Genomic DNA, 23,617 nt, shown 5'->3' with positions numbered 1-23,617 from the left:
GAAAATCGTCAAAAAAATGGTATAATGGTAGGAAAAGATTCGGCTGAAAGTTTTAGAACTTTTAGAATAAGAGGGTAAACCTACCCTATAATCAAGATAAATTAAGTTTCGGAGGGAAAATGAGTAATATCAGTTTAACAACACTAGGTGGTGTACGAGAAAATGGGAAAAATATGTACATCGCTGAAATAGGCGATTCGATTTTTGTTTTGGATGCAGGGCTTAAATACCCTGAGAATGAACAGCTTGGGGTCGACGTTGTCATTCCAAACATGGAATACCTTTTTGAAAATAGCAATCGTATCGCTGGGGTCTTCTTGACCCACGGACATGCGGATGCCATTGGTGCCCTGCCTTATCTCTTGGCAGAGGCTAAGGTGCCTGTATTTGGTTCTGAGTTGACCATTGAGTTGGCGAAACTCTTTGTCAAAGGAAATGATACGGTTAAGAAATTCAATGACTTCCATGTGATTGATGAAAACACGGAGATTGACTTTGGAGGAACTGTGGTTTCCTTCTTCCGTACGACTCACTCTATCCCAGAGAGTCTGGGAGTTGTGTTGAAAACACAAAAAGGGAACATTGTTTACACAGGAGACTTCAAATTTGACCAGACGGCTAGCGAATCCTATGCGACGGATTTTGCGCGTTTAGCCGAAATCGGCCGTGACGGTGTCTTGGCACTTCTCAGTGATTCTGCGAATGCAGACAGCAATATTCAGGTGGCGAGCGAGAGTGAAGTTGGGGATGAAATTACTCAGACCATTGCAGACTGGGAAGGTCGTATCATCGTTGCAGCAGTTGCCAGCAACCTCTCTCGTATCCAGCAGGTTTTTGATGCTGCAGCAGATACAGGTCGCCGAGTCGTTTTGACTGGATTTGATGTTGAAAATATCGTTCGTACAGCGATTCGTCTCAAAAAATTATCCCTAGCTAATGAAAGCCTTTTGATTAAACCAAAAGAAATGTCTCGTTTTGAAGACCATGAGTTGATTATCCTAGAGACAGGTCGTATGGGTGAACCCATCAATGGGCTTCGCAAGATGTCCATTGGGCGCCACCGTTATGTAGAAATCAAGGATGGGGACTTGGTTTATATTGTAACAACTCCATCCACCGCCAAAGAAGCGGTTGTGGCTCGCGTTGAAAATATGATTTACCAAGCTGGTGGTGTGGTAAAACTCATTACCCAGAGTTTGCGAGTATCAGGACACGGAAATGCGCGTGATTTGCAGTTGATGATCAATCTTTTGCAACCGAAATATCTTTTCCCTGTCCAAGGGGAGTACCGTGAGTTGGATGCGCATGCCAAGGCTGCTATGGCAGTTGGAATGTTGCCAGAGCGCATTTTCATCCCTAAAAAGGGAACAATCATGTCCTATGAACATGGAGACTTCGTCCCAGCTGGAACAGTTTCTGCAGGCGATGTCATGATTGATGGAAATGCCATTGGTGATGTTGGGAATGTCGTTCTTCGCGACCGTAAGGTCTTGTCAGAGGATGGAATCTTTATCGTGGCGATCACTGTTAACCGTCGTGAGAAGAAGATTGTGGCTAAGGCTCGTGTTCATACGCGTGGATTTATCTACCTTAAGAAAAGTCGCGACATTCTCCGTGAAAGTTCAGAATTGATTAACCAAACGGTAGAAGAGTATCTTCAAGGGGATGACTTTGACTGGGCAGATCTCAAAGGCAAGGTTCGTGACAATTTGACCAAGTACCTCTTTGATCAAACCAAGCGTCGCCCAGCAATCTTGCCAGTCGTGATGGAAGCTAAATAATAAGCAGAATACCTACAGAAAAAGTCGAAATTCGGCTTTTTCTTATAGAATAGCCAAAGGAGAAAATCATGGCAGTTATGAATATTGAGTATTACTCAGAAGTTTTGGATATGGAGTGGGGCGTTACAGTACTCTATCCAGATGCTAGTCGGGTGACTGAACCAGATTGCGCAGATATTCCTGTTCTTTACCTTTTGCACGGAATGTCAGGAAATCAAAATAGCTGGCTCAAACGTACCAATGTCGAACGCTTGTTGCGTGGAACCAATCTCATTGTTATCATGCCCAATACAAATAATGGCTGGTACACAGATACTCAGTATGGCTATAACTACTATACAGCTTTAGCAGAAGAACTCCCCCAAGTCATGAAACGCTTCTTCCCCAATATGACCAGCAAGCGAGAAAAGACCTTCATTGCAGGTCTCTCCATGGGTGGCTACGGCTCCTTCAAACTCGCTCTATCGACGAATCGTTTTTCTCATGCGGCTAGTTTTTCTGGTGCACTCAGTTTTCAGGAATTTTCTCCTGAAAGTCATGATTTGGGCTCTCTTGCCTACTGGAGAGGAGTTTTTGGAGAGATTAAAGACTGGACAGCTAGTCCTCATTCGCTTGAAAGCATGGCTGAAAAATCCGATAAAAAGACCAAACTATGGGCTTGGTGTGGGGAACAAGACTATCTCTACTCTGCCAATAACCTCGCAGTGAAAAACCTCAAAAAGCTTGGTTTTGAGGTGACCTATAGTCACAGTCCAGGTAAGCACGAGTGGTACTACTGGGAAAAACAATTGGAACGTTTTTTAGCTACTCTACCAATTGACTTTGTTTTGGAAGAGCGCTTATCTTAGTTTTAGGTTTCTTTCAGCTTTCTTCAGTAAAATAGAGAATCTATCTTGATCAAGGAGAATGTGATTTCAAGATAGGTTCTTATTTTTATGAAAGGTGGGGCGTCATGTTCTGGATTATTCGATTATTCTTCCGATTTCTTTTGGGAATTTGGCGTTTCTTCTGGCGTCTGGTTTGGACTGTAGTTATTCTACTGCTCATTGCTTTTGGAGTGGTTTGGTATCTGACAGGTGATTTTCATTCTGCGATCAATCAGGTTGAAAAAATGAGCAAGATTGGTCAAGATGGCTGGAATCAATGGAAGGAGACGGGAACGCTGGAAGTCTTGTCTCAGACAGACAGTCACCAACATGCAGAAGGCAAGTGGGCTCAGGCCTCAGCTCGCATCTATATTGAACCTCAAATGGATGAGACCTTCCAAGGTGCCTATGCAGAAGCCATAAAAAACTGGAATCAAACGGGAGCCTTTACCTTTGAGGTGGTTGCGGATCCTAGCCAGGCAGATATTGTGGCAAGTGAGATGAATGATGGATCGACCGCTGTAGCTGGTCAAGCCGAGAGTCAAACCAATTTGTTAACCAATCAATTTATATCTGTAACGGTTCGCCTGAATCACTATTATCTATCCAATCCAAGTTATGGTTATTCTTATGAATGGATCGTGCATACAGCGGAGCACGAGCTGGGACATGCCATTGGATTGGATCATACTAACGAAACTTCTGTCATGCAGCCAGCAGGTTCCTATTATGGGATTCAGCCTCAGGATGTGAGGGCAGTTCAAGAACTCTATACCAGTAGCGACTAGATGAAGTCGGTGCAATCTGAAATGAAATCAAAGCTCCTCCATCAAGTGATTGGTGGGGCTTTTTGTTCGTCCTGTTACGGCCTTTTTGTTATAATGGAACTATGAATAACTTGATCAAATCAAAACTAGAGCTCTTGCCGACCAGCCCTGGTTGTTACATTCACAAGGATAAAAATGGCACCATTATCTATGTAGGAAAGGCTAAAAATCTGCGCAACCGCGTACGCTCCTATTTCCGTGGCAGTCACGATACCAAGACGGAAGCTCTGGTATCTGAGATTGTGGATTTTGAATTTATCGTCACTGAGTCCAATATTGAAGCGCTTCTCCTAGAAATTAACCTGATCAAGGAGAATAAGCCTAAATATAATATCATGCTCAAGGATGATAAGTCCTATCCCTTCATCAAAATCACCAATGAGCGCTATCCTCGTTTGATTATTACCCGTCAGGTCAAGAAGGATGGAGGTCTTTATTTCGGTCCCTATCCAGATGTGGGGGCAGCCAATGAAATCAAGCGGCTCTTGGATCGGATTTTCCCTTTTCGTAAGTGTACCAATCCACCGTCTAAGGTCTGTTTTTATTACCATATCGGTCAATGTATGGCCCACACTATCTGTAAGAAGGATGAGGCCTATTTCAAGTCCATGGCTCAGGAGGTTTCTGACTTCTTAAAAGGGCAGGATGACAAAATCATCGATGATCTTAAAGGGAAAATGGCAGTTGCAGCACAAAGTATGGAGTTTGAACGGGCAGCGGAATACCGTGACCTGATTCAGGCCATTGGGACTCTTAGGACCAAGCAACGGGTCATGGCAAAAGATTTGCAAAATCGGGACGTCTTTGGCTACTATGTGGATAAGGGCTGGATGTGTGTTCAGGTTTTCTTTGTCCGTCAAGGAAAACTCATCGAGCGGGATGTCAATCTCTTCCCCTACTACAATGATCCGGACGAGGACTTTTTGACCTATGTGGGACAATTTTATCAAGAAAAATCTCACCTAGTTCCCAACGAGGTATTGATTCCACAGGATATCGATGAAGAAGCTGTCAAGGCCTTGGTGGATACCAAGATTCTCAAGCCCCAGCGTGGTGAGAAAAAACAGCTGGTCAATCTAGCCATAAAAAATGCCCGTGTTAGTCTGGAGCAGAAGTTCAATCTGCTAGAAAAATCTGTCGAGAAGACCCAAGGAGCTATTGAAAATCTGGGACGCTTGCTCCAAATACCGACTCCAGTTCGCATCGAGTCCTTCGATAACTCTAATATCATGGGAACCAGTCCTGTTTCAGCCATGGTGGTCTTTGTTAACGGAAAACCGAGTAAAAAAGATTACCGTAAATACAAAATCAAGACGGTTGTTGGACCAGACGACTATGCTAGTATGAGAGAAGTCATTCGCAGACGTTATGGCCGAGTTCAACGTGATGGTTTAACCCCGCCAGATTTGATTGTCATCGATGGGGGACAAGGTCAGGTCAATATCGCTAAGCAAGTCATTCAAGAGGAGCTGGGCTTGGACATTCCGATTGCTGGGCTGCAAAAAAATGACAAGCACCAAACCCATGAGCTGCTCTTTGGAGATCCGCTTGAGGTGGTGGAGTTGTCTCGTAATTCTCAGGAATTTTTCCTCCTCCAACGCATCCAGGATGAGGTGCACCGCTTTGCTATCACTTTCCACCGCCAACTGCGCTCCAAAAACTCCTTTTCATCACAATTGGATGGGATTGACGGTCTGGGGCCTAAACGCAAGCAGAATCTCATGAAGCATTTTAAATCTCTCACTAAAATCAAGGAAGCCAGTGTGGATGAGATTGTCGAAGTTGGGGTGCCAAGGGCAGTCGCAGAAGCTGTGCAGAGAAAGTTGAATCCTCAGGAAGAAGTGGAATGGGCTCAAGTGGCGGAACCATTAAAAGAATTAGAATAAGTATCTAGATAGAAAGTAGAAGAAATGAATAGGATTGAGATTGACAGAGATATACTCCTTTTTTTACGATTTGCTTACTTTGGGAATTCAAAAGATTTATTTTTAGCTGCAACTACTCGAGCCTATCTTGATTTTAATCGAACCTTGCGATTTCATGGCATGCCAGATGAACAGCGCTTGGAGATGAGAAATCGAGCTTCTAAGTGTATCAAAGAAGCGATTTTAAATCTCTTGAATCGGGACAAGCTGTGTCAAACTGATTTTGATAGTTGGCATCATAGGACTTGTGATGTTTTGATAGATTGCTATCGCTCAAATGGGATTCGATTCACTTACGGTCATGCTCAAAAGTGGATTAATATGACTTTCAAGTATCTGTATATGCTTGAAGCTGTAACCCTAGACTTCGTTTTTCCTTTTTTACACGTACCGATAGATAACATCGTGTTAGAGAGGGCGAACAAACAGTTGTGTATCCCAAGACCTTCTCAAGTGTGGAGTAGTTGGGGAAATTACGCTTTCTATCTTCAATATCAAGATTATTTGAGACAAAAAATAGGCAAGGAAGCTCCTCTTCGTTGGGAGTTTCACAATTGGCTAGATGAAATAGAAAAAGGAAATCATCATGAACCATAAAATCGCAATTTTATCAGATATTCATGGCAATGTGACAGCGCTAGAAGCGGTGATTGCAGATGCTAAAACTCAAGGAGCCAGTGAATATTGGCTTCTGGGAGATATTTTTCTTCCTGGTCCAGGTGCAAATGATCTGGTTGCTCTGCTAAAGAATCTTCCTATCACGGCAAGTGTTCGAGGCAATTGGGATGATTGTGTCCTTGAGGCTTTAGATGGGCAATATGGCTTAGAAGACCCACAGGAAGTCCAGCTCATGCGATTAACCCAGTTTTTGATGGAGCGAATGGATCCTGCAACGATTGTCTGGCTACGAAGCTTGCCTTTGCTGGAAAAGAAAGAAGTTGACGGACTGCGCTTTTCTCTTTCTCATAATTTACCTGAAAAAAACTATGGTGGGGACCTGTCTGTTGGGAATGATACAGATAAATTTGACCAACTCCTAGATGAGGAAACGGACGTGGCAGTCTATGGTCATGTCCACAAGCAATTGCTTCGTTACGGCAGTCAAGGGCAACAAATCATCAATCCAGGTACGATTGGCATGCCCTATTTTGATTGGGAGGCGTTAAAAAATCACCGTGCCCAGTATGCCGTGATAGAGGTTGAAAATGGGGAATTGGTAAACATTCTATTCCGAAAAGTTTCTTATGATTATGAAGCGGAGTTAGAATTGGCCAAGTCCAAGGGCCTTCCCTTTATCGAAATGTATGAGGAACTACGACGAGAAGACAATTATCGGGGGCACAATCTGGAACTCTTGGCTAGTTTAATCGAAAAGCACGGGTATGTAGAGGATGTGAAGGATTATTTTGATTTTTTGTAAAATTAGAAATAAAATGGACGCTCTTATTTGGAAGTGAGGTTTGTAGTCGAATTGCTTAGAAAAGATGCCTTAGCTAAAGTTTGACATTGAAATTATTTTGTTATACAATGAACTCAATTCTTAATAAAAAGGAGAACATTATGAAGAAAATTATTACAGCCAGTATGGCTCTTTTATCTGTTGTTGTTTTAGCAGCATGTTCAGGGAAAACAACGTCTGATTCTTCGACTAAGACTTCAAGCTCTGTAGAACAAACTTCTTCTTCAGAGACTTCATCAACAACGTCTAGTTCAAAGACAGAAAATAATGAGGTTGTTTTGATCACCGATGAAGAAATTGATAATGCTAAAACTGTTGGAGATGTGAAGAAAGTCTTTGGTAAATTAGTCGACAATTATAAAAAGCATGCAGTTGAAATTGGGGAAAAAATTCCAGAGAGTGGAAAAGAAGCATATAACGCCCAAGTTGAACCAGCGCTTAAGTCTATGGAGACTGTAAGAGAGTCATTTAACGAAAGCCTTTCAAGTATTGGTTCTGATGATACAGTAGTGCCAGAACAAACTCGTACTCTATTTGTTCAACAATTGAAAACTGGACGTGACACAATGAAGAAAGCGCTGGAAGCGGCTTATAAAGCAGTTGCTCCATACACATCTGGTCAATAATATGAGAAAGTAGGTGAGTTATCACCTGCTTTTTGATTTGTTTAAATCCAAAACGATACCTACTTAAAGAGCTACAAGTGAATAGTAGAGAGTTTGAAAGAAGTACTAACTCTATGAAAAATCTCTGCAAGCTCTTTCAAAATATGGTAAAATGGAAGCAGTAGAATTAGAAAAGGAAATCGATTATGAAATTTCTTGAATTAAATAAAAAACGTCATGCGACTAAGCATTTTACTGATAAACCAGTGGATCCCAAAGATGTGCGTACGGCTATCGAAATCGCAACCTTGGCTCCAAGTGCCCACAATAGTCAGCCATGGAAATTCGTGGTGGTTCGTGAGAAAAATGCTGAATTGGCAAAATTGGCATACGGTTCGAACTTTGAGCAGGTGTCATCAGCACCTGTAACCATTGCCTTGTTTACAGATACGGACCTTGCTAAACGTGCCCGCAAGATTGCCCGTGTTGGTGGTGCAAAGAATTTCTCAGAAGAGCAACTTCAATACTTTATGAAAAATTTGCCTGCGGAATTCGCCCGTTACAATGAACAACAGGTTAGCGATTACCTAGCCCTCAATGCAGGTTTGGTTGCCATGAACTTGGTTCTCGCTTTGACAGACCAAGGAATCGGTTCTAACATTATCCTTGGATTTGACAAATCAAAAGTCAACGAAGTTTTGGAAATTGAAGACCGCTTCCGTCCAGAACTCTTGATTACGGTGGGTTACACAGATGAAAAATTGGAACCAAGCTACCGCTTGCCAGTAGATGAAATCATCGAGAAAAGATAGAAGGAAGAAAAAATGACAGCAATTGATTTTACAGCAGAAGTAGAAAAACGCAAAGAAGACCTCTTGGCTGACTTGTTTAGCCTTTTGGAAATCAACTCAGAACGTGACGACAGCAAGGCTGACGCTCAGCATCCATTTGGATCTGGTCCAGTAAAAGCCTTAGAAAAATTCCTTGAGATCGCAGACCGCGATGGCTATCCAACTCAAAATGTTGATAACTACGCAGGACATTTTGAGTTTGGTGAAGGAGAAGAAGTTCTCGGAATCTTTGCCCATATGGACGTGGTACCAGCTGGTAGCGGTTGGGATACAGACCCTTATACACCAACTATCAAAGACGGTCGCCTCTATGCGCGTGGAGCATCTGACGACAAGGGCCCTACAACAGCTTGCTATTATGGTTTGAAAATCATCAAAGAACTGGGCCTTCCAACTTCTAAAAAAGTTCGTTTCATCGTCGGAACAGACGAAGAATCTGGCTGGGCAGACATGGACTACTACTTTGAACATGTAGGGCTTGCGAAACCAGACTTTGGTTTCTCTCCAGATGCTGAATTCCCTATCATCAACGGTGAAAAAGGAAATATCACAGAATATCTTCACTTTGCGGGTGAAAATACTGGTGCTGCCCGTCTTCACAGTTTTACAGGTGGTTTACGTGAAAACATGGTACCTGAATCAGCGACAGCAGTTGTTTCAGGTGACCTGGCTGACTTGCAAGCTAAATTAGATGCCTTTGTTGAAGAGTACAAACTCAGAGGAGAAATCAAAGAAGAAAACGGTCAGTACAAGGTGACTGTGATTGGTAAATCAGCTCATGGTGCTATGCCTGCTTCAGGTGTCAATGGAGCTACCTACCTAGCACTCTTCCTCAGCCAATTTGACTTTGCTGGACCAGCCAAAGACTACCTCGACATCGCTGGTAAGATTCTCTTGAATGATCATGAGGGTGAAAATCTCAAGGTTGCTCATGTTGATGAAAAGATGGGTGCCCTTTCTATGAATGCGGGTGTTTTCCGCTTTGACGAAGCAAGTACTGATAATACCATTGCCCTCAACTTCCGTTATCCAAAAGGAACAAGTCCAGAGCAAATCAAATCAGTTCTTGAAAACTTGCCAGTTGCTTCTGTTAGCCTTTCTGAACACGGTCACACCCCTCACTATGTGCCAATGGAAGATCCACTCGTTCAAACCTTGTTGAATGTCTATGAAAAACAAACTGGTCTCCAAGGTCACGAGCAAGTCATTGGTGGTGGAACCTTCGGCCGTTTGCTAGAACGTGGTGTTGCCTACGGTGCTATGTTCCCAGATTCTATTGATACCATGCACCAAGCCAATGAATTCATCGCCTTAGACGATCTCTTCCGAGCAGCAGCAATCTATGCAGAAGCTATCTATGAATTAATCAAATAAAACGATAGAAGTCTGAGATTTTATGCTTAGACTTCTTTTTGGAGGGAAAACAGATGTCTCAAATCGAAAGAATCAAGCAAGCCATTATGGCGGATCCACAGAATACCAGCTATACAGAACGTGGAATCGAACCTCTCTTTGCGGCGCCAAAAACTGCTCGCATCAATATTGTCGGTCAAGCTCCGGGGTTTAAAACGCAAGAAGCTGGGATTTATTGGAAGGATAAGAGTGGTGATCGTCTGCGTGAGTGGCTAGGTGTAGATGAAGATACATTTTACAATTCGGGCTTGTTTGCAGTTATTCCCATGGACTTTTATTTCCCAGGACATGGAAAATCGGGCGACCTTCCCCCCCGTAAAGGCTTTGCCGAAAAATGGCACCCACAACTCCTCAAGGAATGTCCAAATATTGAATTGACACTTTTGATTGGGCAATATGCCCAAGCCTATTATTTACAGGAGAAAATCAGTGGCAAGGTGACAGAAAGGGTAAAACATTACCAGAACTACTTGCCTGAGTATTTCCCCTTAGTTCACCCTTCTCCTCGTAATCAAATCTGGATGGCTAAGAATCCTTGGTTTGAGTCAGAAGTGGTGCCAGAGTTGCAAAGAAGAATTAAAACGATTTTAGGAGAAAAAGAATGAAAGAAATTTCCTTCGATGAATTTTATCAGCTTTACCAAAATGGTCAGCTTTCTCTAGTGGACGTGAGAGAAATAGAAGAGTTCAAGATGCTTCATTTAGAAGGTGCACACAACTTACCGCTTAGTCAACTGGCTGATACTTATGAGCAGTTGGACAAGGAGCAGTTACATTATGTTATTTGTAAATCTGGGATGAGATCAGCTCGTGCTTGCCAGTTTTTAGAGGAGCATGGATATAAGGTCATCAATGTTCAAGGTGGTATGACGGCCTTTGAAAATCTTTAAAATTTTGCATTTCTCCTACTTGGTGTGTACTAGGTAGGAGGATTTTGTTTTTAGATAATTCTTATTTTTAAAAATATTGAAAACATTCAATATTTACTTCGTGATGCTTTTTTCATACTCTTATTCGTGATATACTAGGTCAGTATTTTAGAAATATGAAGGAGATTCTTTATGGCTAAAAAAGGTGCCCTAACAGGTTTGCTCCTGTTTGGAATATTTTTTGGTGCGGGGAACTTGATTTTTCCGCCTTCTCTAGGTGCCCTATCTGGAGAACATTTTCTTCCTGCCATTGCAGGTTTTGTCTTTTCAGGCGTCGGTATCGCCGTTTTGACTCTCATTATTGGAACTCTCAATCCTAAGGGATACATTTATGAGATTTCTAAGAAAATCTCACCTTGGTTTGCGACGCTTTATCTCGCAGTCCTCTATTTATCAATTGGTCCCTTCTTTGCCATTCCACGTACAGCCACAACAGCTTACGAAGTCGGGATTAGCCCCCTTTTATCAGATGCGAATAAAGGACTTGGATTGATTGTCTTTACCGTACTATATTTTGTAGCGGCTTATTTGATTTCACTCAATCCATCAAAGATTTTGGATCGGATCGGACGTATCTTGACACCAGTCTTTGCTTTGTTGATCGTTATCTTGGTTGTACTAGGTGCCTTCAAGTATGGTGGAACAAGTCCTCAAGCGGCCTCAGAAGCCTATCAATCCTCTGCTTTTGGAACAGGTTTCCTAGAAGGGTATAATACCTTGGATGCTCTTGCTTCAGTCGCCTTTAGTGTGATTGCTGTTCAAACCTTGAAACAACTTGGATTCTCAAGTAAGAAAGAGTACATTTCAACTATTTGGGTGGTTGGTATCGTTGTAGCTCTTGCCTTTAGCGCTCTTTACATCGGTTTAGGATTCCTTGGAAATCACTTCCCGGTACCAGCAGAAGCAATGAAGGGTGGAACACCAGGTGTTTATATCTTGTCGCAAGCTACTCAGGAAATCTTTGGTTCAACAGCTCAACTCTTCCTTGCTGTTATGGTAACTGTAACCTGCTTCACAACGACAGTTGGCTTGATTGTGTCTACAGCTGAATTCTTTAATGGACGTTTCCCACAAATCAGCTACAAGGTCTATGCAACTGCCTTTACCTTGATTGGATTTGCTATTGCAAACCTTGGTCTTGATGCAATCATTAAGTATTCAGTTCCAGTACTGGTAATCTTGTACCCAATCACCATCGCCATTGTGATGATTGTGATTGTTAATAAGTTTGTCGCTCTATCAAAACCAGGTATGCAGTTAACTATTGGGCTTGTTACAGCGATTGCTCTTGCAAGCGTCCTTGGAAGTTCTTTTAAGATTGAGTTTCTAGCAAATCTCGTTAATGCTCTTCCGTTTGCAGCTGCCTCTCTACCATGGTTGGTGCCAGCAATTATTGGAATCTTGCTTTCACTGGTTCTACCAAACAAACAAGAGAGTGACGTTTTTGAGATGGAATAAAAAAATTCTTGGTCATCGACCAAGAATTTTTTGTATGAGCACGACTCATTAGTTGGTTTGTTCAGTATAACCAGCTTCTTTAAGCATTTTTTTCGAGGCAGCAAAGCTTACACGGTTTCCAATACCAGAATATTCGTTCGGCATTGCTTTTTTCAATTCGTCAAGACTCGCGACAGTCATGTCAACCTCGATGTTTTGGATAACTTTTTCGTCTTGAATTTCAACTTTTTGTGTAACCCCTTTGACCCCTTCATAACCTTTATAAGTATCATCAACAATTTCCTTAACACCTTCCGCGGTATTATTAAGTTTTTCAGGGTCAAGTACATTATGAACAGTTTGTTTTACAACGTCATCTCCCTTCACAGTATAAGTCAAGGTAGAATGAATTCCAGGTTTGCTATTGTGGACAAATGTGTGGGTTTCTGTCTCATCTTTCTTTTCAGATGATTGCTGACTGCTTTGTTTGGTCTCGCTTGACTGAGTTGTTGTGTCTTCTTTGCTACTGCTGTTAGTAGGTGTTGATGCTTGTTTGGAACATCCGAGTAGGAGGACAAGTGAAGCCACTAGGGCTAGTGATACTTTAAAGTATGATTTCATATTTTTTACTTTCCTTTTATAATCAAAGTATTTGTATTATAACATGGATCGATAGTGAAAGCAACTAAACACAGTTTTTCTCCTTTTTGAGAAGGAGTCTGACTAGAAAAATGTTATAATGGTAGGAAAGAGGTGAAGAAATGAATCAGACTGTAAACTATATCAAAGAACTAACCGCAATTGCATCTCCGACGGGCTTTACGCGTGAGATTTCAGACTACCTAGTCCATACTTTAGAAGAGCTTGGTTACCAGCCTATTCGAACAGCTAAGGGGGGTGTCAATGTGACCATTAAAGGTCAAAACGATGAGCAACAACGCTATGTGACTGCCCACGTGGATACGCTGGGTGCTATTGTTCGTGCAGTCAAACCGGATGGTCGTCTCAAATTAGATCGTATCGGTGGTTTTCCTTGGAACATGATTGAAGGGGAAAACTGTACGGTGCATGTGGCTAGCACTGGTCAAAAGGTATCTGGAACCATCCTCATCCACCAAACTTCATGCCATGTCTACAAGGATGCAGGAACTGCAGAACGCACACAGGACAATATGGAAGTGCGTTTGGACGCAAAAGTGACCAATGAAAAAGAAACTCGCGCCTTGGGCATCGAGGTCGGTGATTTTATCAGCTTTGACCCACGAACTATCGTGACAGAGGCTGGTTTTATCAAGTCCCGTCACTTGGATGACAAGGTCAGCGCAGCAATTTTGCTCAATCTCCTTCGAGTTTATAAAGAAGAGCGAATTGACTTGCCGATGACGACACATTTTGCCTTTTCAGTATTTGAAGAAGTGGGTCATGGTGCTAACTCAAGTATCCCAAGTCAAGTTGTCGAATATCTAGCTGTAGATATGGGAGCTATGGGCGATGACCAACAGACAGATGAGTACACAGTATCTATCTGTGTCAAGGATGCTTCAGGACCTTATCACTATGACTTCCGTCAACACTTAGTAGCTTTGGCGAAAGAGCAGGATATTCCATTTAAGCTGGATATCTATCCATTTTATGGTTCGGATGCTTCAGCAGCTATGTCAGCAGGTGCAGAGGTCAAGCATGCCCTCCTTGGTGCGGGAATCGAGTCCAGTCACTCTTATGAGCGCACCCACATTGATTCAGTAGTAGCGACTGAGCGTATGGTTGATGCCTATCTCAAGAGCGAGGGGGTATCATAGAATGTGCTTAATCTGTCAGAGAATTGAACTCATCAAAGCTGGACAAAATCCCTACTTTGTAAAAGAACTAGAAACAGGCTATGTTGTCATTGGAGACCACCAATACTTTAAGGGCTATACCTTATTTCTGGCAAAAGAGCATGTCACAGAACTTCATCAGATGGAAACCTCTGTAAAACTTCGTTTTCTAGAGGAAATGAGTCTGGTCCAAGAAGCAGTCGCCAAAGCGTTTAAAGCTGAAAAGATGAACATCGAACTTCTAGGAAATGGAGATGCCCATGTTCACTGGCACCTCTTTCCAAGACGATCAGGTGATATGAGGGGTCGTGGATTGAATGGCCGTGGTCCAGTCTGGTGGGTGCCCTGGGAAGAAATGGCGGCAGAAGATTGCCAAGTGCAATTCCATGAGTTGGAACAAATGATTAAAACCTTATCCGATGAATTAGAGAAGCATGTGATTTAAGAGAGGAAGAAAAAAATGAAAAAAAGATACATCGTTTTATCCGGTTTGCTAGCAGTAACCCTAGCAGCATGTTCTCAAGAAACACCTAAAAATGAAGAAAATACTCAAAAAACGGAACAGACTAGCCAATCTGAAGGGACTGTAGGAAGCAAATCTCAAGCTTCTAGTCAGAAAAAGGCAGAAGTTGTCAATAAGGGAGACCACTATAGTATACAAGGAAAATACGATGAAATCGTCGTAGCTAATAAGCACTATCCTTTGTCAAAAGACTACAATCCAGGAGAAAATCCAACAGCTAAGGCAGAGTTGGTCAAACTCATTGCAGCAATGCAAGCAGCTGGCTACCCAATCAGCGATCACTACAGTGGTTTTAGAAGTTATGAAACTCAAACCAAACTTTATCAAGACTATGTGAATCAAGACGGTAAGGAAGCAGCAGATCGCTATTCAGCTCGCCCAGGTTATAGTGAACACCAAACAGGTCTTGCTTTTGATTTGATTGGGACTAATGGAGAATTAGTGACAGATGAGAAGGCAGCTCAGTGGCTCTTGGATCATGCGGCTGACTATGGCTTTGTTGTTCGCTATCTCAAAGGAAAGGAAAAAGAGACTGGCTACATGGCGGAAGAATGGCATCTTCGCTACGTCGGAAAAGAAGCCAAAGAAATTGCTGCAAGTGGCCTTAGTTTGGAAGAATACTATGGCTTTGAAGGCGGAGATTACGTCGATTAAAAAAGAAATTTTTCTCTTGCATTTTTAGATAAATAGTGTATAATAGATGAGTATGTGTAAAGCATACTTGTGGGAGGTAAAAATCTTACATTACCGCCAAAACCACAAAGGAGGATTTAAAAATGGCTAAAAAAGTCGAAAAACTTGTAAAATTGCAAATCCCTGCTGGTAAAGCTACACCAGCTCCACCAGTTGGACCTGCTCTTGGTCAAGCTGGTATCAACATCATGGGATTCACAAAAGAGTTCAACGCTCGTACAGCTGACCAAGCTGGTATGATCATTCCAGTTGTTATCTCAGTATACGAAGACAAATCATTTACTTTCGTTACAAAAACACCACCAGCTGCTGTTCTTTTGAAAAAAGCTGCAGGTGTTGAAAAAGGATCAGGTACACCTAACAAAACTAAAGTTGCTACAGTTACTCGTGCACAAGTACAAGAAATTGCAGAAACTAAGATGCCAGATTTGAACGCAGCAAACATTGAGTCTGCAATGCGTATGATCGAAGGTACTGCTCGTTCTATGGGATTCACTGTTGTTGACTAATCAATAACACAGTAGAAATCTCACAGCAGTCTATTAGTTGCTTTTCATACTAGGCAAGTGACTGAGGCTTGTACTTAGGTACAGCAAAGGAACTGAACGAAGTAGGAAAAGGAAAATAATAGGCTGAAAACCCGCAAGACTTCATCATTTCGAGAAGTGACGTGGGAGATGAAAATCGATTGAACCACTTACAAGGAGAATAGAAAATGGCTAAAAAAAGCAAACAACTTCGTGCTGCTCTTGAGAAAATCGACAGCACAAAAGCATACAGTGTAGAAGAAGCTGTAGCACTTGCAAAAGAAACTAACTTTGCAAAATTCGACGCAACTGTAGAAGTTGCATACAACTTGAACATCGACGTTAAAAAAGCTGACCAACAAATCCGTGGAGCAATGGTATTGCCAAACGGTACTGGTAAAACTTCACGCGTTCTTGTTTTCGCACGTGGTGCAAAAGCTGAAGAAGCAAAAGCTGCTGGAGCAGACTTTGTTGGTGAAGATGATCTTGTTGCGAAAATCAACGACGGTTGGTTGGACTTCGACGTAGTTATCGCTACACCTGACATGATGGCTCTTGTTGGACGTCTTGGACGTGTCCTTGGACCACGTAACTTGATGCCAAACCCTAAAACTGGTACTGTAACAATGGATGTTGCTAAAGCAGTTGAAGAGTCTAAAGGTGGTAAAATTACTTACCGTGCTGACCGTGCAGGTAACGTTCAAGCAATCATCGGTAAAGTATCATTTGAAGCTGAAAAATTGGTTGAAAACTTCAAAGCTTTCAACGAAACAATCCAAAAATCAAAACCAGCTACAGCTAAAGGAACTTATGTAACAAACTTGACTATCACAACTACTCAAGGTGTTGGTATCAAAGTTGACGTAAACTCACTTTAATCAGTAGTTTATAAAAGAAAGGACGAGTACGAAAGTGCTCGTCTTTTTTATGAGTATGACCTTTTAGAAAAATCAGTTCATTGATCAGCTTTGTAGCAATAGTGCGTTTCCTCTTCTTCTTTCACAGAAAATATGGTATAATAGAGAGTAAAAAACTTTGAAAGAAAGAAAAAGATGAATTTAAAAGATTATATCGCAACGATTGAAAATTATCCTAAGGAAGGCATCACCTTCCGTGATATCAGCCCTTTGATGGCAGATGGAAATGCTTATAGCTACGCTGTTCGTGAAATTGTTCAGTATGCAACTGATAAGAAAATCGACATGATTGTGGGACCAGAGGCTCGTGGATTTATTGTTGGCTGTCCCGTTGCCTTTGAGTTGGGGATTGGATTTGCTCCTGTACGTAAACCAGGAAAATTGCCACGTGAAGTCATTTCTGCTGACTATGAGAAAGAATATGGTATTGATACCTTGACCATGCATGCTGATGCAATCAAGCCAGGCCAACGTGTTCTCATCGTAGATGATCTTTTGGCAACAGGTGGAACTGTCAAGGCAACCATTGAAATGATCGAAAGACTTGGTGGAGTTGTAGCCGGTTGTGCCTTCTTGATTGAGTTGGATGAGCTTAAAGGCCGTGAAAAAATCGGAGATTACGATTACAAGGTACTTATGCATTATTAATGAAAAACAGTCCTTGGGGCTGTTTTCTCTTCATCTGCTATATAAACAAACTATAGCTAGTTAGAGAAAAACTATAATTGAAAACTATATCTTCTTGCAGTATAATAAAAGGACTAAGTGTTTGAGATTTGACTTCAAACACATTCAATTATTTCTAAAAGAGTACAGTTAGGAGAAGGTTATGCCGATTAGAATTGATAAAAAATTGCCAGCTGTTGAGATTTTACGGACAGAGAATATCTTTGTCATGGATGATCAACGTGCGGCCCACCAAGATATCCGTCCCTTGAAAATTTTGATTTTAAACCTAATGCCCAAAAAAGTGGTCACAGAGACCCAGTTGTTACGGCATTTAGCAAATACTCCTTTGCAATTGGACATAGACTTTCTCTATATGGAGAGCCACCGTTCCAAGACGACTCGTGCAGAGCATATGGAGACTTTTTATAAAACTTTTCCTGAAGTCAAGGACGAGTATTTTGATGGGATGATTATCACAGGGGCTCCGATTGAGCATTTACCATTTGAGGAAGTGGACTATTGGGAGGAATTCAGTCAGGTGCTTGAGTGGTCCAAGACGCATGTTTTTTCTACCCTGCATATCTGCTGGGGGGCCCAAGCAGGTCTTTATGCTCGCTATGGCGTTGAAAAACACCAGATGGAGCAGAAACTGTCAGGCATTTACCCTCAGGATACCTTGAAAGAAGGCCATCTACTCTTTCGTGGTTTTGATGATCGCTATGTAGCTCCCCATTCTCGTCATACTGAGATTTTAAAAGAAGAAATCTTAAATAAGACCAATCTGGAGATCCTGTCAGAAGGTCCTGAGGTTGGGGTTTCTATCCTGGCTAGTCGAGATTTGCGTGAGATTTATAGTTTTGGTCATTTGGAGTATGATCGTGACACTTTGGCAAGAGAGTATTTTCGTGATTATGAGGCGGGACTCGACCCTCATATCCCAGAGAACTACTTTAAAAATGATGATGTAAATGAGACCCCCTGTCTCTGTTGGTCTTCATCAGCTGCCCTCTTTTTTAGCAATTGGGTAAACTATGCAGTTTATCAAGAAACCCCTTTTGACTGGAGAAAGGTAGAGGATGATGCGGCTGCATTTGGATATTTATAAGAGGAATTATGACATATTTTGACGCTTTTAAAACAGGGAACTTGGTTTTGCCAAGTGCCCTGCTCTTGCATTTTAAGGAACTCTTTCCTTCCAGCGAAGATTTTCTCGTCTGGCAATTTTTCTATTTACAAAATACCACAGCCTTAGGAGATATTTCGCCTAGCCAAATAGCTGAAATCATTGGGAAAGAGGTGGCAGATGTCAACCAATCTATTTCGAATTTGACTGAAAATGGTTTGCTGCAATATCGGACCATTGAACTAAATGGGGAAATTGAGCTCATTTTTGATGCTAGTCTGGCTTTTGAACGCTTAGATAGCTTGTTGGATACCCAAACTCCAGCTACAACTGCCCCAAACCCGCAGAATCAGTTGAAGGATCTGGTTGAAACTTTTCAGCAGGAATTGGGTCGCTTATTAACACCATTTGAAATCGAAGATCTTTCTAAGACTGTCAAAGAAGACGGAGTTAAGGCGGATTTGATCAAGGAAGCTCTCCGAGAGGCCGTTCTCAATGGCAAGCCAAACTGGAAATATATTCAGGCAATCCTACGAAACTGGCGCCATGAAGGTATTAAGTCTGTGACTCAGGTAGAGGCCAAACGAGCAGAGCGAGAAGCGAACAATCCCAAACAAGTTCAGGCTTCAGCTGATTTCCTCGATGCCATGAATTTGTGGCAAGATTAGTCGCTTGAAAAATCTTGAAAATTAGAGTAAGGTTTGCAAGCTCCTTATAAATATGATAGAATAATAGTGAATAAAATGAAAAAAGAGGTATGTGAAATGTCACGTAAACCATTTATCGCTGGTAACTGGAAAATGAACAAAAATCCAGAAGAAGCAAAAGCATTCGTTGAAGCCGTTGCATCAAAACTTCCTTCATCAGACCTTGTTGAAGCAGGTATCGCAGCTCCTGCAGTTGATTTGACAGCTGTTCTTGCTGCTGCTAAAGGTTCAAACCTTAAAGTTGCTGCTCAAAACTGCTACTTTGAAAATGCAGGTGCGTTCACTGGTGAAACTAGCCCACAAGTTTTGAAAGAAATCGGTACAGACTACGTTGTGATCGGTCACTCAGAACGTCGTGACTACTTCCATGAAACTGACGAAGATATCAACAAAAAAGCAAAAGCAATCTTTGCAAACGGTATGCTTCCAATCATCTGTTGTGGTGAGTCACTTGAAACTTACGAAGCTGGTAAAGCGGCTGAATTCGTAGGTGCTCAAGTATCTGCTGCATTGGCTGGCTTGACAGCTGAACAAGTTGCTTCAACAGTTATCGCTTACGAGCCAATCTGGGCTATCGGTACTGGTAAATCAGCTTCACAAGACGATGCACAAAAAATGTGTAAAGTTGTTCGTGACGTTGTAGCAGCCGACTTCGGTCAAGAAGTTGCGGACAAAGTTCGTGTTCAATACGGTGGTTCTGTTAAACCTGAAAACGTTGCTTCATACATGGCTTGCCCAGACGTTGACGGTGCCCTTGTTGGTGGTGCGTCACTTGAAGCTGAAAGCTTCTTGGCGTTGCTTGATTTTGTAAAATAATCTAGCTCATTCTAGACAGACAGTTAAAAGTACTAAGTGACTTTGACTGCCTGTCTTATTTTTACTTGGAGCATTCTTGTGAAAGAGGGATTTTTCTAGACTAGGAAAGTTCCTTAGGGAAAGAAAGGCGTGCAGATGCGCGCTCTTTTCTATATCAAAAAGTTATGAAAGGGGGAGTTATGCTCTATATTTGGTCTTATTTGAAAAAATACCCCAAGTGGTTATTCTTGGATTTCTTTGGAGCGGTTTTCTTTGTTGTCGTCAATCTTGGACTGCCAACTGTTCTGGCTCGGATGATTGATGAAGGTGTGAATAAAGGGAATGAACAGCAATTGTATGTTTGGGCTGCAATTATGCTGGTGATTATCCTATGTGGAACCTTGGGGCGTATAGTCTTGGCTTATGCTGCTAGTAAGCTGACGACCAATATGGTCAAGGATATGAGAGATGATCTCTATGCCAAATTACAAGAGTATTCTCATCGTGAGTATGAAAAGATTGGAGTGTCTTCACTGGTTACTCGTATTACCAGTGATGCCTTTGTTCTCATGCAATTTGCAGAACAGACCTTAAAACTGGGTGTCATCACTCCCATGATGATGCTGTCTAGTATTTTAATGATCTTTCTAACTAGCCCGTCATTAGCCTGGATAGTGGCCTTTGCAGTACCTTTCTTGGCTGTGGTGGTCATTTATGTTGCTGTTAAAACTCGTCCTTTATCAGAGAAACAGCAGAAAACTTTGGACAAAATCAATCAATACGCTCGTGAAAATTTGATGGGGCTTCGTGCCATTCGTGCCTTTGCCCGTGAGGAGTTTCAAGAGGAACGTTTTGCAGGACAAAATGCAGTCTATGCAGCCAATTCCAATCGTCTGTTTAAACTAACCGGTTTGACGGAACCCTTGTTTGTTCAGATTATCATTGCCATGATTGTAGCTATTGTCTGGTTTGCTCTGGACCCTATCAAACAAGGAAGCTTGCAAATTGGGGATCTGGTAGCCTTTATTGAGTATAGTTTCCACGCTCTCTTGTCCTTCCTTTTCTTATCCAATCTCTTCACCATGTATCCTCGTACAGCCGTTTCGAGTGAACGTTTGAAAGAAGTCATGGATATGCCGATTTCTATTGATCCCAATGAAGGAGGCGTCAGAGAGACAGCAACCCACGGCTATTTGGAATTTGAAAATGTCACCTTTGCCTATCCTGGTGAGACGGAAAATCCTGTTTTGCACAACATTTCGTTCAGCGCTAAACCGGGTGAAACCATTGCCTTTATCGGATCGACCGGATCGGGCAAGTCATCTCTTGTGCAATTAATTCCTCGTTTTTACGATGTCACACTTGGAAAAATTAAAGTAGATGGTGTTGATGTGAGGGATTACCGCCTCAAGTCTCTCCGTCAAAAGATTGGTTTTATCCCGCAGAAGGCCTTGCTTTTTACAGGAACTATCGCTGAAAATATCCGCTATGGGAAGGAAGATGCTAGTCACAAAGACCTACATCAGGCAGCGGACGTGGCGCAAGCCAAAGATTTTATTGAAAGCCGAGAAGAAGGCTTTGCGACCCATCTAGCTGAAGGTGGGAGCAACCTTTCTGGAGGACAGAAACAACGTCTCTCAATTGCCCGAGCGGTTATAAAGAATCCTGATATCTATATTTTTGACGATTCCTTTTCAGCCTTGGATTATCGTACGGATGCTATTTTACGTCGTCGTCTCAAGGAAGTTACTCAAAATGCAACGGTTTTAATTGTCGCTCAACGTGTCGGAACCATCATGGATGCTGACCAGATCATCGTTCTGGATAAGGGAGAGATCGTGGGTCGCGGTCGCCATGAGGAATTAATGGAAACCAATGATATCTATCGTGAGATTGCTGAGTCGCAGTTAAAAAATGCATCTCTAACAGAAGAATAGGAGGAAATATGAAAACACAATCTAGTTTGGCTCGTTTGTGGAGCTATTTGAAAGCCTACCGTTTTTCTGTCTTTTTTGCAGTCTTTCTAAAAGTTTTAAGCGTAGTCATGAGTGTCTTGGAGCCTTTTGTATTGGGGCTAGCCATTACGGAGTTGACAAAGAATCTCTTAGATATGGCTAATGGTCTTGCAGGTGCTCGTATCAATACTGGCTACATCGGAACTGTTTTAATCATTTACCTCTTTAGAGGTCTCTTGTATGAACTTGGGTCTTATTATTCCAACTATTTCATGACCAATGCGGTTCAGTCTATGACTCAGGATCTGCGAAATGAAATGACCGAGAAAATCAATCGTATCCCAGTATCTTTCTTTGACAAACACCAATTTGGTGATTTGTTGGGTCGCTTTACCAGTGATGTTGAGACGGTATCCAACGCTCTTCAACAGTCTTTTCTTCAAATTGTCAATGCTGTTCTGACGATTGTTCTCGTCATGGGAATGGTTTTATACTTGAACTTTCAACTGGCTATAGTGGTGATTCTATCCATTCCAGTGACCTATTTCGGTGCCAGAAGCATCCTGAAACGTTCTCAGCCTTATTTTAAAGAGCAGGCGGCTATTTTAGGACGGATGAATGGCTATGTACAGGAAAATCTTACAGGTTTTAATGTCTTGAAACTCTACGGTCGTGAGGAAACTTCTCATAAAGAATTTTCTAAGATTACAGACGACCTCCAACGTGTTGGTTTTAAAGCCAGCTTTATCTCTGGACTCATGATGCCAGCCCTTCATGCTGTATCGGACTTGACCTATCTGATCGTTGCAGTTCTTGGTGGTTTACAGGTTATCGCGGGCCGTTTGACAGTGGGGAATATGCAGGCCTTTGTTCAGTACGTTTGGCAGGTCAGCCAGCCTATCCAAAACATCACACAACTTGCGGGTCAAATGCAAAGTGCCAAGTCTTCGTTAGACCGTATCTTCGACATCTTGGATGAGACAGAGGAAGTCAAGGGAGAAGAACTCGAAATCCTTGAACCCTTAACAGGTCAGGTGACCTTCCAACATGTTGACTTCCAGTATGTTGAAAACAAACCATTGATTCGAGACTTTAATCTGGAAGTTCAACCGGGAGAGATGGTGGCGATTGTTGGTCCTACTGGAGCTGGTAAGACGACCTTGATCAATCTGCTTATGCGCTTTTACGATGTTACAGCAGGCGCAATCTTGGTTGACGGGCAGGATATTCGTCACTTGTCACGTCAAGACTACCGCCGTCAGTTTGGGATGGTCTTGCAGGATGCTTGGCTTTATGAAGGTACGATCAAAGAAAACCTACGTTTTGGAAATCTTGACGCCAGTGACGAGGAAATAATAGAAGCTGCCAAAGCAGCAAATGTAGACCACTTTATCCGAACTCTCCCTGGTGGTTACAACATGGAGATGAACCAAGAGTCAAGTAATATTTCCCTCGGACAAAAACAACTCTTGACCATCGCGCGTGCTCTCCTAGCCAATCCTAAAATTCTTATTCTGGATGAAGCGACTTCCTCTGTTGACACCCGTTTGGAACTCTTGATTCAAAAAGCTATGAAACGCTTGATGAAGGGAAGAACCAGCTTTGTCATCGCCCACCGTCTTTCTACCATTCAAGAAGCAGATAAGATTCTCGTTCTTAAGGATGGACAGATTATTGAACAGGGAAATCATGAAAGCTTGCTCCAAGCAAAAGGGTTTTATTATGACCTGTATCAAAGCCAATTTTCAAGTAAATCCGAGCAAGTCAGCTAATTAAAACTGTCCAGACTATTCTTAAAT

Annotated in this window: 24 protein-coding genes; 23 read left to right on the top strand and 1 reads right to left on the bottom strand. The window is 42.1% G+C overall.

Features of this window, described 5'->3' with window-relative positions; translation table 11 throughout:
- The first annotated feature begins 119 nt into the window (after positions 1–119).
- From MK405_RS04745 to brnQ, 12 genes are all read left to right on the top strand, one after another.
- Entirely contained in the window at positions 120–1,781 is a 1,662-nt protein-coding gene (locus tag MK405_RS04745; RefSeq protein ID WP_268704451.1) for a ribonuclease J, read from the top strand.
- 68 nt (positions 1,782–1,849) lie between these two features.
- Positions 1,850–2,629 (top strand): alpha/beta hydrolase, encoded by a 780-nt coding sequence (locus tag MK405_RS04740; protein WP_268704450.1) that lies wholly within the window; start codon positions 1,850–1,852, stop codon positions 2,627–2,629.
- 104 nt (positions 2,630–2,733) lie between these two features.
- Positions 2,734–3,435: a M57 family metalloprotease gene (locus tag MK405_RS04735; protein WP_268704449.1), complete on the top strand. Its 702-nt coding sequence runs from the start codon at positions 2,734–2,736 to the stop codon at positions 3,433–3,435.
- 101 nt (positions 3,436–3,536) lie between these two features.
- Positions 3,537–5,360 carry an excinuclease ABC subunit UvrC gene (uvrC, locus tag MK405_RS04730; RefSeq protein ID WP_268704448.1) on the top strand — a complete coding sequence of 608 codons (1,824 nt, stop codon included), beginning with the start codon at positions 3,537–3,539 and terminating at the stop codon, positions 5,358–5,360.
- Between the two features lie 24 nt (positions 5,361–5,384).
- On the top strand, positions 5,385–5,996 hold the full coding sequence (locus MK405_RS04725; protein ID WP_268704447.1) for a hypothetical protein: 612 nt from the start codon (positions 5,385–5,387) through the stop codon (positions 5,994–5,996).
- On the top strand, positions 5,986–6,819 hold the full coding sequence (locus MK405_RS04720; RefSeq protein WP_268704446.1) for a metallophosphoesterase family protein: 834 nt from the start codon (positions 5,986–5,988) through the stop codon (positions 6,817–6,819). Before MK405_RS04725 ends, MK405_RS04720 begins: the two co-directional genes overlap by 11 nt.
- A 140-nt stretch (positions 6,820–6,959) precedes the next feature.
- Positions 6,960–7,484 carry a hypothetical protein gene (locus MK405_RS04715; protein ID WP_084921378.1) on the top strand — a complete coding sequence of 175 codons (525 nt, stop codon included), beginning with the start codon at positions 6,960–6,962 and terminating at the stop codon, positions 7,482–7,484.
- Positions 7,485–7,669: 185 nt separating this feature from the next.
- Positions 7,670–8,275 (top strand): nitroreductase family protein, encoded by a 606-nt coding sequence (locus MK405_RS04710; RefSeq protein ID WP_268704445.1) that lies wholly within the window; start codon positions 7,670–7,672, stop codon positions 8,273–8,275.
- Between the two features lie 12 nt (positions 8,276–8,287).
- A complete protein-coding gene (gene pepV / locus MK405_RS04705; protein WP_268704444.1) occupies positions 8,288–9,688 on the top strand; it encodes a dipeptidase PepV in 1,401 nt (466 codons plus the stop codon).
- Between the two features lie 53 nt (positions 9,689–9,741).
- Positions 9,742–10,332 (top strand): uracil-DNA glycosylase family protein, encoded by a 591-nt coding sequence (locus MK405_RS04700; protein ID WP_268704443.1) that lies wholly within the window; start codon positions 9,742–9,744, stop codon positions 10,330–10,332.
- Complete coding sequence (locus MK405_RS04695) at positions 10,329–10,616, top strand: rhodanese-like domain-containing protein (RefSeq protein ID WP_000659136.1); 288 nt, start codon at positions 10,329–10,331, stop codon at positions 10,614–10,616. The genes MK405_RS04700 and MK405_RS04695 overlap by 4 nt, the downstream gene beginning before the upstream one ends.
- Positions 10,617–10,787: 171 nt before the next feature.
- On the top strand, positions 10,788–12,113 hold the full coding sequence (gene brnQ / locus MK405_RS04690) for a branched-chain amino acid transport system II carrier protein (RefSeq protein WP_001074573.1): 1,326 nt from the start codon (positions 10,788–10,790) through the stop codon (positions 12,111–12,113).
- A 48-nt stretch (positions 12,114–12,161) separates the two neighbouring features.
- Here the strand turns inward: brnQ and MK405_RS04685 are convergent, their stop codons facing one another.
- Positions 12,162–12,713 (bottom strand): DUF1307 domain-containing protein, encoded by a 552-nt coding sequence (locus MK405_RS04685; protein WP_033605963.1) that lies wholly within the window; start codon positions 12,711–12,713, stop codon positions 12,162–12,164.
- Positions 12,714–12,853: 140 nt separating this feature from the next.
- Here MK405_RS04685 and MK405_RS04680 point away from each other — a divergent pair, with 140 nt between their 5' ends.
- The 11 genes from MK405_RS04680 (at position 12,854) to MK405_RS04630 (ending at position 23,590) form a co-directional block, all read left to right on the top strand.
- Entirely contained in the window at positions 12,854–13,891 is a 1,038-nt protein-coding gene (locus MK405_RS04680; RefSeq protein ID WP_096421848.1) for a M42 family metallopeptidase, read from the top strand.
- Between the two features lies 1 nt (position 13,892).
- Positions 13,893–14,354: an HIT family protein gene (locus MK405_RS04675; protein ID WP_096421850.1), complete on the top strand. Its 462-nt coding sequence runs from the start codon at positions 13,893–13,895 to the stop codon at positions 14,352–14,354.
- Positions 14,355–14,369: 15 nt separating this feature from the next.
- Positions 14,370–15,086 (top strand): LD-carboxypeptidase LdcB/DacB, encoded by a 717-nt coding sequence (ldcB, locus tag MK405_RS04670; RefSeq protein ID WP_268704442.1) that lies wholly within the window; start codon positions 14,370–14,372, stop codon positions 15,084–15,086.
- 122 nt (positions 15,087–15,208) lie between these two features.
- Positions 15,209–15,634 carry a 50S ribosomal protein L11 gene (rplK, locus tag MK405_RS04665; protein ID WP_001085808.1) on the top strand — a complete coding sequence of 142 codons (426 nt, stop codon included), beginning with the start codon at positions 15,209–15,211 and terminating at the stop codon, positions 15,632–15,634.
- A 206-nt stretch (positions 15,635–15,840) separates the two neighbouring features.
- Complete coding sequence (gene rplA / locus MK405_RS04660; RefSeq protein ID WP_001085676.1) at positions 15,841–16,530, top strand: 50S ribosomal protein L1; 690 nt, start codon at positions 15,841–15,843, stop codon at positions 16,528–16,530.
- 174 nt (positions 16,531–16,704) lie between these two features.
- Positions 16,705–17,217 (top strand): adenine phosphoribosyltransferase, encoded by a 513-nt coding sequence (locus MK405_RS04655; RefSeq protein ID WP_001049316.1) that lies wholly within the window; start codon positions 16,705–16,707, stop codon positions 17,215–17,217.
- Positions 17,218–17,398: 181 nt separating this feature from the next.
- Positions 17,399–18,343 (top strand): homoserine O-acetyltransferase MetA, encoded by a 945-nt coding sequence (gene metA, locus MK405_RS04650; RefSeq protein ID WP_001122694.1) that lies wholly within the window; start codon positions 17,399–17,401, stop codon positions 18,341–18,343.
- A gap of 8 nt (positions 18,344–18,351) precedes the next feature.
- Positions 18,352–19,029: a DnaD domain-containing protein gene (locus tag MK405_RS04645; protein ID WP_084872671.1), complete on the top strand. Its 678-nt coding sequence runs from the start codon at positions 18,352–18,354 to the stop codon at positions 19,027–19,029.
- A gap of 96 nt (positions 19,030–19,125) precedes the next feature.
- Positions 19,126–19,884, top strand: a complete 759-nt coding sequence (tpiA, locus tag MK405_RS04640; protein ID WP_000087900.1) for a triose-phosphate isomerase — start codon at positions 19,126–19,128, stop codon at positions 19,882–19,884.
- 179 nt (positions 19,885–20,063) lie between these two features.
- Positions 20,064–21,800, top strand: coding sequence for an ABC transporter ATP-binding protein (locus tag MK405_RS04635; protein WP_268704441.1), 1,737 nt, complete (start codon positions 20,064–20,066; stop codon positions 21,798–21,800).
- Positions 21,801–21,808: 8 nt separating this feature from the next.
- Complete coding sequence (locus tag MK405_RS04630) at positions 21,809–23,590, top strand: ABC transporter ATP-binding protein (protein ID WP_084872673.1); 1,782 nt, start codon at positions 21,809–21,811, stop codon at positions 23,588–23,590.
- Positions 23,591–23,617 lie beyond the last annotated feature (27 nt).

This window comes from Streptococcus oralis (assembly GCF_026782345.1).
In the GTDB taxonomy this organism is placed as follows: domain Bacteria; phylum Bacillota; class Bacilli; order Lactobacillales; family Streptococcaceae; genus Streptococcus; species Streptococcus oralis_CK.
The sequence above is the reverse complement of the archived record's forward strand: the minus strand, read 5'-3'. Positions and strand labels throughout refer to the sequence as shown.